The organism is Methylomonas sp. EFPC3, assembly GCF_029643245.1.
Taxonomy (GTDB): domain Bacteria; phylum Pseudomonadota; class Gammaproteobacteria; order Methylococcales; family Methylomonadaceae; genus Methylomonas; species Methylomonas koyamae_B.
Window position 1 is genome coordinate 4,044,620 of the sequence record NZ_CP116398.1, and the last position, 16,303, is coordinate 4,060,922.

A 16,303-nucleotide genomic window follows, 5' to 3' on the forward strand; every position below is an offset into this window, starting at 1 on the left:
AACATTGCCAATGGCTTCTTCCCGGTCCACATCCCAGTCTCGCTTGCAGCTATCTGCCGAGGAGATGCGGGATATCAGCCTGGAGATCAGCCGCACTTTTGCCCCGCGGCGGTTCAGGGCCGGCGGTCGGGCCGCCACCTCCGGGTTTTCGCCGCAAGAGCTGTTTGGCATCAGCCAGCAAATCAGCCGCGAATTCGCGCCGCGGGCCGATATGCGCGCACCGGGGGCGCCCAGCTTGGTGCTGTTGCCGGTGGATCCGCGCCGGCTGCACGCCTATTGGCAATTGCCGGAACCCGCGCGGCAAGCCCGGACCGATGTTCAGCCGCAACCGCCGGCAACGAGCGAAACCGGATTGACCCTACGGATTTACCGGCAACCGGAAGCGAAGGCTGATTTGCCGGAGCAAACCGAAAACCGGCCCGAGTGGTTCGACCTGCCGGTGTCCGGCCAGAGCAGTCAGCAGCAAATCGCGTTACCCGAGCCATTGTCGAGTTCCGCCGGCTATTACCAGGCGGCTATCGGTCATCTGGACCAGTATAAGGAGTTTACCGCCTTGGCCTATTCCAATCCGGCGGCTGTCGCCGAAACCGCGAGTGCGGCGACCTGGCTGGCGCCGGTCATCGCCCAGTTCGTGTTGCCGGTCTCTGCCGGTTCGCCTGCCGGATCGGCGGCATTGGCGGGTTGCGACCATGAATAACGGCTATCTGGCAATTGTTTTGCACGCGCATTTACCGTACGTGCACCACCCCGAGCACGACAGTTTTTTTGAAGAAAACTGGCTGTTCGAGGCGATCAGCGAGTGTTATCTGCCGCTATTGGCCATGTTCGAGCGGTTGCGTTACGACCGGGTAGCCTACCGGCTGACCCTGTCGTTATCGCCGACGCTGATGGCGATGTTGCGCGATCCGTTGTTGCAAAACCGGTTTTTGCGTTATCTGCGGGGACGGGTGGAACTGGCCGAACGCGAGGTGGAGCGTACCCGGCGCTTGCCGCAGTTTCATGCGCTGGCGCAACATTACCTGCAACTGTTTCAGGACAATCTGTACGATTACCAGCAGCGCTACCACTGCGATCTGCTGGCTGCATTTCAGCGCCACCAAAGCAGCGGCCGGCTGGAATTGATCACTACCGCGGCGACCCACGGCTATCTGCCGTTGTTGGACGTCAATCCCGTCTCGGTCCGCAATCAAATCGGCGTCGGCATCGACAGTTTTCAGGCTCAATTCGGTTTTGCCCCGCGCGGATTTTGGCTGCCGGAGTGCGGCTACTACCCCGGTCTGGAGCAGACCCTGAAGGCCGCCGGTATCGAGTACTTTTTTCTGGAAAGCCATGCGCTGCTCAATGCCGATCGTCGGCCGCCGTTCGGCGTGTATGCGCCGATCGATTGCGGCGGAGTGGCCGGATTCGGCCGCGATCCGGCCGCGTCGCACCAGGTTTGGAGTGCCGAGTCCGGCTATCCTGGCGACGGCGACTACCGCGAATATTACCGGGACATCGGTTTCGATCTGCCATTGGAATACATCGCGCCCTACATCCTGGACGGCGAGACCCGGATCAATACCGGCATCAAATACTATCGGATCACCGGCGGCAAACAGCCCAAACAGGCGTATCAGCCGGAATTGGCCAAGTTGAAACTACGCCGCCACGCCGAAGATTTCATCGCCAGCCGCCGGCGGCAGATCGACGCCTTGGCCGCGGAAATGCAACAAGCGCCTATTGTTGTCGCCCCTTACGATGCCGAATTGTTCGGCCATTGGTGGTTCGAGGGGCCGTTGTGGCTGGAACAGGTATTGCGTTTGGCAGCCGGCGCGGACAGCGGTTTGCAAACCGTCGGTTGCAGCGATTATCTGCAATTGGGCTTGCCGTGCCAGCCGGCGGTACCTGCCGCATCGAGTTGGGGCGAGCACGGCTATTCGGAATTCTGGTTGAACGAAAGCAACGATTGGATTTATCCGTTGTTGCATAAGGCGGCCGCCGAAATGGAAAAGTTGGCGGGCGACTTGCGCGGCTTGCAGGTCAGCGACTTGCAACGCCGGGCGCTGAACCAGGCCGCGCGCTCCTTGTTGCTGGCGCAGGCTTCGGATTGGCCGTTCATCATGAAAGCCGGTACCACCATCGATTACGCGCGGAAACGCATCACCGACCATCTGGCGCGCTTCAATTATCTGCACGACTCGATTCGTAAAAACCGGATCGACGAACGCTATTTGACAGCGCTGGAGATCATGGACGATATTTTTCCGGAGATCGATTTTCGCCAGTATGCCGCCTAGGCGGCCGGCCACCAAGCCAAACCGGTGCGTGCCGTTGCCGTGCCGTTCAGCTCACGGGAGGGATCATGGATAACATCCAGTTACTGTATGTCGGCAACATCGTTAGCGGTAAAGCCGCTGCCAGCAGCCAGATCTTGCAGTTTTTCATGCGGGTGGCCAATCTCGGTTACGGTAAGACCGTCGAAGTGCATTGGGCCGGCGAAGACGGCGTGCGGCGCACGGTGTTGGCTGATTATTGCGTCACTGCCGGCGACGGTAGCGAATACTGGCGCGCCGAGCTGAGGTTTCAGCGCCAGGCCAAGGCCGATTTGCCCGGCGATATCCGTTTCTCCTTACGCTTACAGCATGAGGGCCGCGAATATTGGGACAACAACGACGGCTGTCAGGGTTATTTTTGCGCAGCCGGCAGCGGTGGACGCACGACCGGCTTGGTGCCGGTACTGAATTTGAGCCCGTTGCAGGGACTTGGCGCGTCGCAACGCAGCATTCCGCTTAAATTGGCCGTCGATCCCGGTTTGGCGGCAGAAAAGGTGACGGTCCATTGGACGCTGGACGATTGGCACCACGTCCACAAAACCAGCTGCCGGCTGCAATCCGGCAGGCGCTCCGCCACCCGTAGCGGTTATGCCGGGCTGCATCCGGTACAGCATTGGAGCACCAATCTCAAACTCGACGGCGCGTTCCGGGTGCAGTACAGCATCTGCTGCGAAGGTAAGGAGCAGACCTTCTGGGATAACAATGCCGGACAAAACTACCGGCTGAGCCGGGCGCCGCTTAAAGTGATGATTCTGAATCTGCACTGTTACCAGGAGGACGATCAGGATCGGAAGTTCTGGCAAATCGCGAAAGCGGTGGACGAACTGGGCGCCGACCTGGTGTGTTTGCAGGAAGTGGCGGAACATTGGAACGACGGTCGCGGCGACTGGGCCTCCAATTCCGCCAATATCATCAACCGGCGCTTGAAACAGCCGTTTCATTTGTATAGCGATTGGTCCCATCTGGGGTTCGACAAATACCGGGAGGGCGTGGCGATCCTGAGCCGCTATCCGTTCGAGCGCCAGGAGGCGCGCTACGTTTCCGACAGCAGCGATGCCTATAGCATCCATTCCCGCAAAGTGGTGGCGGCCAGTATCGACGTACCTTACATCGGCACCATCGACGTATTCTCCGCCCATTTGAGCTGGTGGGAAGACGGTTTTCGCGACCAATTTCAACGCTTGTCGGAATGGGCCGACGGCCGGCGCGGCGCCGAGGTGGCGGCCACTTTGTTATGCGGCGATTTCAATATCGCGGCGGGTTCGTTAGGCTATGGCTTGGTCGTCGACGGCCACCGCTACGAAGACCAATATCTGGCGGCCAACGCACCGGCCTTGTTTCAACAGATCTTCCGGGTGGACGATGCCCACTGGCGCGACCGGCTGGCGGACGACTACCGGATCGATTATGTGTTTATGAACAAAGATAGCGGATTGCGGGCGACTTCGGCGCGGGTAGTCTTCACCGAGCAGGATTACGGCCGGGTTTCCGACCATTGCGGCTATCTGCTGGAGTTCGAGCCGCTGTAACCGGTTCCAGGCTCGAGTATGGATTTTAACCTGTGCGATTAGGCGAGCGAATATGCAAGTAGCAGAACATTACGCCAAGCCGGTATTCGGCAAATTGGGGGGCTGTTTTCAACGCAGCAACGATTTTAGGGAAATCTTCGACGTTCGTTGGGGCAAGATCGATTTCGAGTTGAACCATGGCGTCACTGCCAACCTGAAGGTGGTGCTGAAGGTGTTCCGCGATGCGATCTGCGAAACTTACGTGGTCGATACCGATGCCTACGACGTCGAGTGGGATCGGCACAAGCGTTCGACCCGCGATTTTTACGTGATGCCGTATTCGGCCCAGTTCGGCCGGATCCATTGCATCAAGTTTGCGTTCATCGTCCACCTTGGCGAACATTCTATAGCGTCTCGGCACGAGTACATCTTCATGGACGCGCCGCAATTGCAGGACAATCAGCCGGCGCAACGGCATATCGGCGAACAATGGGCCACTGCCAACCACTACCGCACGCATGAAGTCGATCCCGGCAAATTGCAGGCCGACGTGGACTGGTACAACCGCCATTTCGACTCGCTGCACCTGACGCCAAAATTCACCAAGGGTCAGCAGCACCATCCCTACCACCCGAAGCGCTTCATCCACGACCATATCGATAAAACCATCGCCGCCAAACGGGCACAACCCGATCGCCTGTGCACGATCAAGGTCAGCGTGGATTGCATCGACGACAACGACTTCATCAATCACCTGATCCATGCCAGCCACCAGGGCGTACTGGTGCAATGCATCGTCGACTGGCGCAAGATGACCTTGACCAACAGCCAGAACTACGCCCGGTTGAAACGTTCCGGCATCGAGTTGGTTGGCGTGTTCTGCACGCCGAAGCACCACTTGATCGAAGTCGAGCCGGACATGCATACCAAATTCGTCATCTTTAACGACGAGGACGCGATCATCGGTTCGTTCAACATTACCTTCGACCGCTGGTGGGCCAACTGGGAATCGGGCATGAGCTTCCATTCCCAGGGCGTGTGCCGCTTGCTGGACAACATCTTCCAAAGCCAGCGCGGCGGTGTGATCCAGAAATACGGTATCGATCCGCTCAGCCCGTTCAACCTGCTCTATACCTTCGGCCGGCAAACCATGGCCAACGGCAAGGTGTATCGGCCCCATCATGCGATTTTGGCCGAAATTCACCGCGCCCGCCGTTCGTTGAAGCTGTGCCTGTTTTTGATCGGCGATCTGCTCGGCGACCACAACGATAGCGTCATTACCGCCTTGATCCAGGCCCGCGACCGCGGGGTGGACGTGCAGTTGTTGTTTAACGGCCATTTGGCGCGGCAGGGCAAGATCGGGGTCGAACGACCGATGGCGGAGGAGCTGGCGCGGCCCTTGCTGCCGGCGATTCAACGCCTGAAAGACGCCGGCATCCGCGTCGGCCTGGTCTACGGCCAAGACGATTTACCGGTGCCGTACTCGCCGATCCATTGCAAGTATTGCGTGATCGACGAATACATCGTCATCGAAGGCAGCTTCAACTGGTACAACACCTCGGTGTTCTCCCACGATCTGGTCGTCGTCGCTGCCAACCGCGACGTGGCGCGGCCTTACTTGTACGAGTTCGAGCAGATTCAGCGCTTGTTCCGGGTGTTCTACTGATTCGAGTCGATACGGCATGGCAAAAAAACAAAAGTCCGCGTACGTCTGTACCGAATGCGGCGCGGATTATCCGGGGTGGTCGGGGCAATGCAACCAATGCGGCGCCTGGAATACGATCAAAGAGGTCAAACTGGGCGGGGGTAAGGCCGAACGCGAGCGTTCCGGTTACGCCGGCAGCCGCAGTGCGGTGCAGTTGCTGTCGGAGGTCAATCTGGCTCAGGCCGAGCGCATTTCCAGCGGCCTGGCCGAGTTCGACCGGGTATTGGGCGGCGGTATCGTCAAGGGCAGCGTGGTGTTGATCGGCGGTGCACCGGGCGCCGGCAAGAGTACGATCTTATTGCAAGCTATCGCCCATATCGCCCGGCAATTGCCGGTGCTTTACGTGTCCGGCGAGGAGTCCTTGCAGCAGATTGCCGAGCGCGCTCACCGCCTGCAATTGAACACCGCCGGCATCAAGATGCTGGCCGAAACCTCGGTGCAGCAGATTTGCCAGCTGCTCGATGAAGAGCAGCCACAAGTCGTCATCATCGATTCGATCCAAGTCATGTACACCGCCGATTCCGATTCGGCGCCGGGTTCGGTGTCGCAGGTGCGGGAGTCGGCCAGTTTTTTGACTCAGTACGCCAAGCGTACCGGCGTGTCGTTTTTTATGGTCGGCCACGTCACCAAGGACCAGTCGCTGGCCGGGCCGATGACCTTGAGCCACATCGTCGACGCCCAGGTGGTACTGTCTTCGACCGACGATTCGCGGTTTCGGGTGTTGCGCGCCGACAAGAACCGCTTCGGCAGCGTCGGCGAGCTGGGTTTTTTCGCGATGGAAAGCAGCGGTTTGAAGGAAGTGAAAAACCCGTCGGCGATGTTTTTGTCGCGCGCGGAAAAGCCTTCGCCGGGCAGCGTGGTGACAGTGTTGTGGGAAGGTACCCGGCCCTTGCTGGTGGAAATTCAGGCTCTGGTCACCGAAAGCCAGTACGGCAATCCGCGCCGGTTGGCGGTGGGTCTGGATCAAAACCGGCTGGCGATGCTGCTGGCGGTGTTATCGCGCCACGGCGGTATCTTCACCGGCAACGACGAGATTTACGCCAACGTGGTCGGCGGTATCAAAGTCAGCGAAACCAGTACCGATCTGGCCATCCTGGTCGGCGTCGTATCCAGTCTTAGAGACCGGATCATTCCTTACGACACGGTGTTTTTCGGCGAAGTGGGCTTGAACGGCGAGATTCGCCCGGTCGCCAACGGCCATGCCCGCCTCAATGAAGCCGCCAAACACGGTTTCAAAAAAGCCATCATTCCGAAAAGCAATAAGCCGAAGGATGGCGTCAAACATCTGGAAATCCATGCGGTGAGCAACATTCAGGACGCGCTGGCGGTATTGGCCGATTTGTGAACGAAGGCCGGTTTCGGTGGCCGTGACCTTTAAACCGTCTGGGGGGCACAGAGATACGGTTAACGCTAGCTGCTTCCCGGAATCTTGGGGGCGCGGAACGTTAAGTTGTCAGGCCGCCGTGTCCAAGGCGTTACGGATAGGCGATGCGGCCGCGCGGAAGCGGCGGCGGAGAGTTGCGGAGCGTCCTTGCTCCGTTGGCTCGACGCAATCCGGCGTCGAGCGTCCAGCTTGGTTTAAGCCAGTTGTTGTTTGCGACGGCTGGCGCCAATCAGGCCGGCCATGGCGCTGCCGAACAACCAGACTGCGCCCGGTACCGGCACCGCAGCGACGGTGGTCTCGATGGTGAAGCCGTAAGGACTACGCAAAGTAGCCACCAAATTTTCGTATTTTGTAACGTTAGTCCGCGCTACGTTGTAAGCATCTTTTAAAGCAACTGCGGCCGGATCAGCTGCTAAAGCGGCGTCCAGTGCGGCTTTAGCGGCTGCTTTTTCAGCGGCTGTTGTCGTATGGCTTGCGATAGCCGCGTCGTAAGCTGCTTGTGCTGCTACGATGGCTGGAGCAGTCGATATGTAGTTAGTATAAGCGGTGTTTGCCGCAGCGATTGCGGCATCGTCCGCGGTATGCGCTGCCTGTAGGCCTTGGTAGTTGGCTTGTTGTTCAAGGGCATGTGCTGCGTTGGTGCCGCCTACCCAAAGACTGTAGTCACCGGGGCCTAGGATGCCGCTCCATGTGACCGTATGGCTGCCAGCGGCTGACGCCGCAGAGTCGATATATTTCAAGGTTGAGACATTACCTTCGCCGAGCACTTGTGACGTGCCAATCGACTTGCCATTACCGTATGTTGCGGTCGCGCTAATATCTCTTCCGCCAGTCCAGTCGGCGTTTGAACGATATGCACCCCATGTGCCGGAACCGGTATAAGTATTGCCGGTTGTTGTTTCATAGGTAGCATCCGTTGCCGCGGTATAGGGCTGAACTGATGCGTAGGGCCCCCATGCAACATATCCTGGAAGACGCTGGGCCAGTGCGGTGTTGCCAATCCCGCCTTCGTGAGATGACTGCGGAGCCAAGCCTTTAAAAATGGAAAATGCCGGGTTCCAGTCTTGACCGCTCAAGGTGGTCACTGTGCTGCCGCCTGTAGCTTGAGTTTGTACGGTGCTAGCGGCTGTACCCAGCGTTGTCACAGTGAATGTAACGCGAGAGGTATTGGCTAGAGAAAACGCCAAGCCTTTGTTGTCGTGGCTATTGGCCCACAGGCTATTGTCTTGGCCTTGGATCCAGCCGTAGTCGGAAGAAACCGCGCGAGTTTGGGTATAGGTGCCGTAGCTGGTGCCGGTAGCGGTATTGGTACCGAAAGTGCCGGCTGCATTGGCGCCGGTACCGTTGTTTGCTACGCCGGCGGCCAAGTTGCTATTAGCCAGATTCATTGGGTTGGTGCCGGCATCGTTATACAGGAAAGGGCCGGAACTCCAGTGAGCGAACGCTTGGCCGGAAATACCCGCCATGCCGCCGGTTAACAGTGCTACTACCAGTTTTTTTTGCAATACCATTTTCTGTCCTCAGAATTATCGTTTTTGTAAAGACGGTGCTAACGAAGCGGCCTCCCCCATAGCCCGGCGATCACCCTTACTGCGGCAATTAGCCAAGCTCGATCCGATTCAATAACTTCCTGCTGTTGTGTCCGTCGCTCAGCTTCGGACGTGTTGTCTTCGAGTCGGGACTATCTGTTCGGAAATCCCGAGTGTTGCCGACATCGACGAGCAAAAGCCCATCAACAATATTCGTGCCAGCCCGATTTGCAATGTTGACAACGCCTTTATAAATCAAATGGTTGGCGGTATAGATGGCTGGTCGGGTCGGCTAGACGAGTTTGAGGCGGCGGCTGCGTACCGGCCGAAAAGTGTGTGATTTGGCGCAATTTTTTATAAGTTATTGAAATCAATTTGATATTTTCTGCGGCGATTGAGGATTGCTTCGCGGTTTTGCGGATAAAGCTGAGTTTTTCCGGCAAAAAGGCTGGAATTCCGAGGCGAGGTCTGGAAATTAAATAGTGTTATTTCACAAAAACAATCATTTATTTAACATAGTTTAATTTTAAATCGTGAAATTCCTTCCTAATCCTAAGGTTGGGCTAGAGGTGTTTGGCGGCTGATTAAACGCGGCGCGGTTTAACGTTCGACGGGATGGCTGTTGCCGCAAGGCTTGGTTTTAGTGGCTTCGGCGGATTGTGTGGTGTCAGCTGAGTATGGCCGTTCGATATGTCGGCGGCGTAGTTCCAGATTGTGGCGCGGGTTTTGCTGTAATCCATTGGATTCTGCAGGCCGGTGGTCCAGGCTTGTCTGTAACCGTTCTACTAAACGTTTGAGGATTGCTATGAAGCACCAGTTATTCAAGGTCGTACCCGTTATTGCTACCGTCATGCTACCGTTCCAATCGGCATCGGCTCATGTGAATTATTACGATTTGTTCAATAACGTGACTACCCAAGTCACCAGCACTGCGACATCAACGACCTACAGCGGCGGCGACGTCCTGAAAGGCAATTTTGGTTGGGGCGACGCCACCGATGTGGACTGGGGTGACAGTCATATGGGTTCTTGGATTCGCTTCAGCGTTAGCCAGCCGGCAGGTGTCTGGGTAAGCATTAACGTCGCCAGCGACGGCATCAACCAATACGTCAATAACGATCCGAACAACCCGTCGCGCTTGGGCGACTTAAAGCCGGGGTTTTCTTTATACCGCGGCTTAGTGCCTGACGAAGCTCACGATGGTGCTACTGCCGGTTTCCAGCCCGGCGATCCGCAATTCGGTAAGGAAGGGGCTTGGCGAGCGCTGGCGGATACAACCATGGGCAATGACAACGGCGATGTCGCCACCATCGAATACTTGGCTCATGCCGGTTCCGTCAATGGTTCCGCAGCCAGCGTCTCGTTGCTCAATTTCTTTTTGACGCCTGGCGATTACACGCTGGCAATCGGCGGCAGCTGTTACGACCAAAACCAATGCGTCGGCGCGTTCAATATCTTCGATCCGAACGCCGACGAAACTGCCCGCGGCTATAAAGTCAGCGTTACCGTGTCGTCGGTTGCGCCGGTACCGCTGCCGGCGGCCGCCTGGCTGATGATCAGTGGCCTGATCGGTGTATTGGGTTTAAACAAACGCCGCTTGCCCGCGGCTTAACCTAAGAATTTTTGGCCGTGGTGGCAGAGCGCCGCGGATCAAAGAGCTGGCGCCGGTTCGGCGTTTCCATCAATGCAATTAAGGAGATCAACATCATGGGTTTTACCAATAGCTTGAAGATATCGGCGCTCGCGCTGGGTTTGGCGGCCGGAACGGCCAATGCGCACGGACTGCCGACTCCGGTGTCCGGCGACCCTTACATCGCCACCGAAACCGACCTGAGCTGGAGCGGCGGTGTCGGTACTGCGACTAACGGCGTTTTGAACAACAACACTATTTTGGCTTACCACTTCGACGTGACTGCCGCGGGATCTTTGGATGTGTATACGAATGATCATGACGATCCGTATGCGTTTTCAAGCTTGTATATTTACAAGAAAGATGATGTCGGTGCGGATTGGACATTAACCCATTACAGCTTCGAAGCCCCTGTTTCTGGGCCGGACAATCCTGACAATATCTTTGGCGTGCATCGAACCGACTATGTGGACAAAGACTATGTCGGCCGTTCGGATGCTGGTCTCAGAGAAAGCTTTGATTTGGGTTCCTACATCGCATTTGTGGTGGGTAGTCAAGGATCTGTTTTTGGTCACTCGCCGTTCGACTCAGATCCTATTCCACTGGGCGCTAAGTTGTCCGCAGGCTTTACCTGGTCTTGGACTGGCGACAGTAGCGACCTCTTCAACAACGCCGACGGATTTAGCGATTTAACCATTAAGGCGTCACCGGGCTCCTTGGCCGTGGCCGGTCCTGCGGTCGAGCCAGTGCCGGTGCCTGGCGCCATTTGGTTGATGGGTAGTGTGCTGGCCGGCTTCGGCGCATTCGGCCGCAAAAAAACCATCGTTGCTTAAATCGCGGTTTTGCCGATATTACCGATTCGGGCATGAAGCGCATTTGCACTCTATCGGCGGCACCGCCGCGTGTTCCGGCAGTTGCCGATACCGCATTTGGCTAGCCTTGTGAAAACTTGGCATTGTTGGTTTGCCGTGTGGGCAATCATTGAGTGCGGCAATCCGGTTCATGCGGCGACTGACAACGGCGTTGTCGTCGAGCGTATCGCAGGCCAATGGCATCTGGATGCGCGCCATGCCGACTTGCCGCGCTTGCTGGATATGGTTGCCGAGCGTACCGGCAGCAAGCTGCATTACTCCTGGTTGCCGGCGCCCGAGGTGACCGCGACTTGCGTGGCTGTCGATGCGGCGGGGCTGTTGAAATGCCTGTTCGGCAATTCCGTGAACATGGCGGTGCGCGAGCTCCCGCTCGCGACCGGCAAAACGGCGGCGGCCAGCGAGATCTGGATTATGGGCTCTACCTTGGGTGCGGCAAATCAGGCCGCGACGAGCCAATGCCAGTCGAGCGTTAGTGCCGCTGCGGCCGAAGCGCCGGCCAAGGAGCTGGCTATCGCCACCTGGTTGCAGCAGGCGCGGAGCAAAAACACCGGCGAAAGGCTGCAGGCGGTTAGCGAACTGGCCCGATTGAACGCCTCAAGCGACGACGCCGCGATCAGGACGGCTTTGCAAAACGCCATGGCCGACAGCGACAGCCGGGTCAAGTTGCAGGCCATTGGCGGTATCGCCAGCCGCGACGGCGAAGAAGCAGTAATGCAACCGCTGGCGCAGATCCTGCGTAACGGGAACGCCGAATTGCGGCTGATGGCGCTGGACTACATCGAAACTGACCAGACTTTGTTGCAAATGGCGGCACGGGATGCGGATCAGGCCGTGCGCGATTTGGCTTCTCTCAAGCTGGAACAGTTGGCGCAGCCGGATAGGTAAGGCGGTTTTTAATTTTCACAAAAATCCCAAATTGCCGCGGGCTTCGACGACAGTCCGATGTCGGCATCGCGGTTTGTTTGGCTATAAATATCATCAGGAATTGTTATGCAAAAAATCACGAGTAAAAAAACCTGGCAAATGGGTTTGGTGTTGGTCTGTGCTGTCGCAACGGAGCAGGCGTTTGCCCACACCCAGAACGGCAGCTTGACCTTGACATCCGGCCTCAGCGCGACCGACTATTACCAAGTCACTTGTTCCAGTGCGACGGACGGCACGGCGACCGCCAACCTGTTTTTCCAGATTCGCGATGTTACTGCTGGCAGTAATCAGGTGGGTATGACCGTGGTCAAAGCCGACGCCCCGGCTAACCAAGCCGCTTATACGACCATCGATCCGGTCGGCGGTAGTGCCAATACGGTTTATAGTCCGGGCATCACTATGCCGGGCGGCAACGGGGTGTATAACGTCCTGGTCTGGCATACCGGTGTGGCTGCGACCGAGAGTTATAGCTTCGAATACCATTGTCAAAACGCGGATGGTAGCGTACACACCCCCACTTCTATTTTGCGTATCTCCAATCAATAGCTCGCGTTACCAGGTGTTTGCCGGCTCCGGCCGGCAAATTTCCGGTAGTTCTGTTTTTCACTACGAGGCTATCCGAGTTCGGATTGCTGCGCGGTAGATCGGTCAATGTTCTGTTCCCAGTTATGAAATCCGCATTAATCCCCTTCCTGATTTGTCTGTTCACTGTTTCCGGTTCAGCCCTGGCGGCGGACGAGGCGGCGTTGGCGCCCGATTGCAGGTTCGCCGGCTTCGAGTCGGCTCCCGAGCGGAGCTTGAGCCAGTACCGCGGCAAAGTGGTTTATCTGGATTTCTGGGCCTCCTGGTGCGGGCCTTGTCTGGAATCGTTTCCGTTCATGAACCGATTGCACAGCCAGTTGCAAGATAAAGGTTTGGTGGTATTGGCGGTCAATCTGGACGAAAACCTGGAGGACGGAGCCCAATTTTTGGCGCAGCATCGGGTCGATTTTGCCGTGGCAGTCGATAGCGGGCAGGCGTGCGCCAAACAACTCCAATTGAAGGCCATGCCTTCTTCCTATTTGATCGATCGGAACGGGCGGATCCGGGCCCGGCATTTGGGGTTTCGCGTCGGCGAGGCCGAGCAATTCGGTAAGCAAGTCGAGCAACTGCTCGACGAGCCGACTGCGCCCTGATGCTGCGCGGTATCGGATGCTTTGGCTTGGGTTTCGGCGGCGGAATCAAAAGCGGTTAGAATGCGCGCCGGTTTAATCGTGGTAAATGTGGCCTATGAAAACGTCCCTGTCTCTATTAGCAATCGTTATTAACCTGACTGCTTGCGCCGAGGTGCAGCCGTGGGAGCGCGGCAATCTGGCCAAGCCGCAGATGGCCCTGGATCCTTATCCGGTGCAATCCGAATTGCGCGGGCATAGTTACGGTGCCCGCGAAGCGGCGGGGGCAGGGAATACCGGTAGCGGAGGCGGTTGTGGCTGTTATTAATCCGGAAAAAAAACCTAATCCCGGCTTGCAGGCTCTGACGGCCGCGGCCTTGATGTTGCCGGGTCTGGTCGGCTCCGCGGCGAATGCCGCCGACGGCGACGAGTTCAGCTTTCAGTACGGCCGCTATGAAGAAAGCGCGCGCGATTTGAACGGCGTCAAAAGCCAGTACCAGCCGATCACGGTGGATAGCCTGCATAGCGGCGGCAACGTCAAACTCACCGACAGAATCAAATTTGCCTTTAATTTCGTGCAGGACACGTGGTCCGGCGCGACGCCGATCACGACCGCGCCTTCGGGTCGTCATGGCAATAAAGTCTTTGAGCAATTCGGTACCGTCGCCGGTGCCTCTCCTTATCTTCAGGACAGTGACAATATTGTTTATTTCGATAACAAGCTTCAGCCGCTATTGGTAGACCCGGATTCGGTTGCGGGTGGAGATGTCGTCGGTTTGGGCACCGACCGGAAACTGGTGCACACGATGTCGACCGCTTCTCCGGAGACGCGCAGGGAGGGCAACTTCAAGCTGGGTTACGAATGGGACGAAGCAGCGGTGGATGTCGGCGGCGGCATCTCGGTCGAGAACGACTATGAGTCGCGCTTCGGCAATGCCGGGATCAGGCTGGATTTCAATCAAAAGCGTACCACCGTGAACGCCGGCTTGAGCTACACCAACAGCGATTCGTTCGCGCGCCTGAGCGATCACTTTACCAAACCGTACATCAACTTTAGGGCGTACGAGAGTCAGCTAAAGAAAGTAACCAGCGACCAGAGTGGGGATCAGATGATCATGGGCAAACGCGACGACTGGAGCGGGAGCCTGGGATTGACTCAGGTCGTGAATAAGGACGCTTTGTTCAAATTGGGTGTCGGTTTCACTCACAGTCAGGGCTATCTGGAAAATCCGTATAAAGGGGTGACGGCATTTTTTATTCAGCCGACCGGTGGCAGTTTGGGCGAGTTTTCGTCGACGCTTCCTTATGTCGGCGTCGCCAAAGTGTTTCTGGAACAGCGGCCGGATTACCGGAACCAGTGGAACTTCACCACCGGCTGGGTGCAGCATGTTGGCTGGCTGGATGCGGCGTTTCATTTCGATTACAAGTTTTTCCATGACGATTGGGGGATCAACGCCCATACCTTCGAGAGCGATTGGGTGCAACCGCTCGGCGCGGGATGGTCGGTCACGCCGCGGGTGCGCTATTACTCGCAAAGCGCGGCGGATTTTTATCACCCGTATTTGATTGCCGGACGTTCGGCCGCCCCAGGGCAGTCGAACGAGGCCAGCGACAACGCCCAGTTGCCGGCCGCATTTTCCAGTGACCACCGTCTGTCGGGCTATGGCGCCTTGAGCGGCGGTATCGTGTTGAGCAAGCAATTCAGTAAAGGCATCCGTTTCGATGCCGGCTTCGAGTATTACACTCACCAGGGCGATTTGAAACTGGGCGGCGGTGGCGAGGCTGGCTATGCCGATTTCAACTATTACCTGGCCAGCGGGACGCTCAACGTCAATTTGAGTGCGCTGGGCCGCAGTTTGGCGGACGATCCGCACGCGCAGCATCGGCACCATGGCCACCATCACGGAGCGCCGTTGCCGGCCGGCGTGATGTTCGGCCACGTGATGTCGATGCCGGGCGAGGTGATGGTTGGATACCGCTATATGTATAGCCGCCAGGGAGGTGACATGCTGTACGCCGGTAAAACCGTGACCGATCGCGCCATCATCAATAACGGCTGTACCGAAAACGGCGAAACCTGCCGCACCGTACCGGAATTCATGAATATGCACATGCACATGCTCGACATCATGTATGCGGCTACCGACTGGCTGAATTTGATGGTGATGCCGCAGTTCATGGATATGGACATGAATTCGCGCTCCTTGGCCGGGATTTCCCCCGTAGCGCACCCCGCCGCCGACCACTTGCACGGCGGCCACGATACCGGCAGCGTCGGCGATACCGGCATGTATGCGTTGTTTGATGTGTTTAAAGCGGAAGGGCATCAGGTCAACATGGGCCTGGGCGTCACCGCTCCCACCGGCAAGGTGGATATCAAACTGAATCGCAATCATAAGTTCGACAGCGGTTATATCCATTACGGGATGCAACTCGGCAGTGGTACCTGGGACTTTAAGCCGAGTTTGACCTATACCGGCCAGGCCGGCGCTTGGTCCTGGGGCGGCCAGGTCAATGCTACCAAACGGCTGGAGGACAGAAATTCGGCCGGTTTTGCCTTGGGCGACGCGGTGCAGGGTACGGCATGGGGGAGCTACAATGTGCTGGATTGGTTGGCGGCCTCGGTGCGCGGAATTTACACGGCGCAGGGCGCAATCAAAGGCCGTTTTTCAGCGATCCCCGGGGAGTGCGTCGTCAATTACGATCCAGATGTACGGACAGAGTGCGCCGACGTCAATCCGAAAGGCGGGTCGATGGATAACCCGAAAAACTACGGCGGGCATTATTGGGATGTCGGCTTTGGCTTGAATGCGACGGTGCCGGACGGCGCTTTTGCCGGACATAATTTTAGTGTGGAATGGCTGCAACCGGTAGAGGATAATGTCAACGGCTACCAGTTGGAGCGCAGCGGTACTTTGAATGCGACCTGGATGTACGCGTTTTAATAGCCGATCATTTAAACCTTTCAAGCGAAAATTTATGCAAAAAACCGACAAGACGCCGTTATGGGTTTTCCTGGCCTTATCCAGTATTGAAACCCGCCGAGGCGCGTTGCTGCTGATTTGGAGCAGTATCGTGTTTACTCTGTATTGCCTGCCCTGGAGCACGTTTTTTGTCGGCAACGAGTGGGTGGCGAAGTTATTCCTGATTTCGGACTGGGAGTGGTTTGCGATGATGCTGCCGATGACGCTCTGGTACTGGGCGAGCATGCGCTGGGTGGATAAAAACGGCGGATGGCGGGTTGCCGGCGCTTGATCCGGCTTTTGTTGGGAGCGGTGGCGGTAACGG

At 57.3% G+C, this 16,303-nt stretch carries 15 protein-coding genes; 13 read left to right on the forward strand and 2 right to left on the reverse strand.

Annotated elements, in window-relative coordinates; all coding sequences use genetic code 11:
• Positions 1 to 43 precede the first annotated feature (43 nt).
• The 5 genes from PL263_RS18350 (at position 44) to radA (ending at position 6,870) form a co-directional block, all read left to right on the forward strand.
• The gene (locus PL263_RS18350) at positions 44 to 697 is read left to right on the forward strand and encodes a DUF4912 domain-containing protein (RefSeq protein WP_278210732.1); all 654 of its coding nucleotides are present in this window, start codon (positions 44 to 46) and stop codon (positions 695 to 697) included.
• Positions 690 to 2,276, forward strand: a complete 1,587-nt coding sequence (locus tag PL263_RS18355) for a 1,4-alpha-glucan branching protein domain-containing protein (RefSeq protein WP_278210733.1) — start codon at positions 690 to 692, stop codon at positions 2,274 to 2,276. Before PL263_RS18350 ends, PL263_RS18355 begins: the two co-directional genes overlap by 8 nt.
• A 65-nt stretch (positions 2,277 to 2,341) precedes the next feature.
• Positions 2,342 to 3,841 (forward strand): endonuclease/exonuclease/phosphatase family protein, encoded by a 1,500-nt coding sequence (locus PL263_RS18360; RefSeq protein ID WP_278210734.1) that lies wholly within the window; start codon positions 2,342 to 2,344, stop codon positions 3,839 to 3,841.
• A 52-nt stretch (positions 3,842 to 3,893) separates the two neighbouring features.
• Positions 3,894 to 5,486: a phospholipase D-like domain-containing protein gene (locus PL263_RS18365; RefSeq protein WP_140911648.1), complete on the forward strand. Its 1,593-nt coding sequence runs from the start codon at positions 3,894 to 3,896 to the stop codon at positions 5,484 to 5,486.
• Positions 5,487 to 5,502: 16 nt separating this feature from the next.
• Entirely contained in the window at positions 5,503 to 6,870 is a 1,368-nt protein-coding gene (radA, locus tag PL263_RS18370; RefSeq protein ID WP_278210737.1) for a DNA repair protein RadA, read from the forward strand.
• 233 nt (positions 6,871 to 7,103) lie between these two features.
• Here the strand turns inward: radA and PL263_RS18375 are convergent, their stop codons facing one another.
• Together PL263_RS18375 and PL263_RS18380 are read right to left on the reverse strand one after the other, a co-directional pair.
• A complete protein-coding gene (locus tag PL263_RS18375; protein ID WP_260839237.1) occupies positions 7,104 to 8,420 on the reverse strand; it encodes a hypothetical protein in 1,317 nt (438 codons plus the stop codon).
• 602 nt (positions 8,421 to 9,022) lie between these two features.
• Entirely contained in the window at positions 9,023 to 9,178 is a 156-nt protein-coding gene (locus PL263_RS18380; protein ID WP_278210739.1) for a hypothetical protein, read from the reverse strand.
• A gap of 65 nt (positions 9,179 to 9,243) precedes the next feature.
• Here PL263_RS18380 and PL263_RS18385 point away from each other — a divergent pair, with 65 nt between their 5' ends.
• The 8 genes from PL263_RS18385 to PL263_RS18420 all read left to right on the forward strand — a co-directional run bounded on the left by PL263_RS18385 (position 9,244) and on the right by PL263_RS18420 (position 16,270).
• Positions 9,244 to 10,050, forward strand: a complete 807-nt coding sequence (locus tag PL263_RS18385; RefSeq protein WP_278210741.1) for a VPLPA-CTERM sorting domain-containing protein — start codon at positions 9,244 to 9,246, stop codon at positions 10,048 to 10,050.
• Between the two features lie 95 nt (positions 10,051 to 10,145).
• Positions 10,146 to 10,901, forward strand: a complete 756-nt coding sequence (locus tag PL263_RS18390) for a hypothetical protein (protein WP_278210743.1) — start codon at positions 10,146 to 10,148, stop codon at positions 10,899 to 10,901.
• 108 nt (positions 10,902 to 11,009) lie between these two features.
• The gene (locus PL263_RS18395) at positions 11,010 to 11,825 is read left to right on the forward strand and encodes a hypothetical protein (protein ID WP_278210745.1); all 816 of its coding nucleotides are present in this window, start codon (positions 11,010 to 11,012) and stop codon (positions 11,823 to 11,825) included.
• A 105-nt stretch (positions 11,826 to 11,930) separates the two neighbouring features.
• Positions 11,931 to 12,410 (forward strand): hypothetical protein, encoded by a 480-nt coding sequence (locus tag PL263_RS18400; RefSeq protein ID WP_278210747.1) that lies wholly within the window; start codon positions 11,931 to 11,933, stop codon positions 12,408 to 12,410.
• 122 nt (positions 12,411 to 12,532) lie between these two features.
• Entirely contained in the window at positions 12,533 to 13,039 is a 507-nt protein-coding gene (locus PL263_RS18405) for a TlpA disulfide reductase family protein (protein WP_278210749.1), read from the forward strand.
• A gap of 94 nt (positions 13,040 to 13,133) precedes the next feature.
• Positions 13,134 to 13,343, forward strand: a complete 210-nt coding sequence (locus tag PL263_RS18410) for a DUF4266 domain-containing protein (protein WP_278210751.1) — start codon at positions 13,134 to 13,136, stop codon at positions 13,341 to 13,343.
• The gene (locus PL263_RS18415) at positions 13,330 to 15,960 is read left to right on the forward strand and encodes a DUF3570 domain-containing protein (RefSeq protein WP_278210753.1); all 2,631 of its coding nucleotides are present in this window, start codon (positions 13,330 to 13,332) and stop codon (positions 15,958 to 15,960) included. Before PL263_RS18410 ends, PL263_RS18415 begins: the two co-directional genes overlap by 14 nt.
• Positions 15,961 to 15,994: 34 nt before the next feature.
• Positions 15,995 to 16,270: a hypothetical protein gene (locus PL263_RS18420; RefSeq protein ID WP_278210755.1), complete on the forward strand. Its 276-nt coding sequence runs from the start codon at positions 15,995 to 15,997 to the stop codon at positions 16,268 to 16,270.
• Positions 16,271 to 16,303 lie beyond the last annotated feature (33 nt).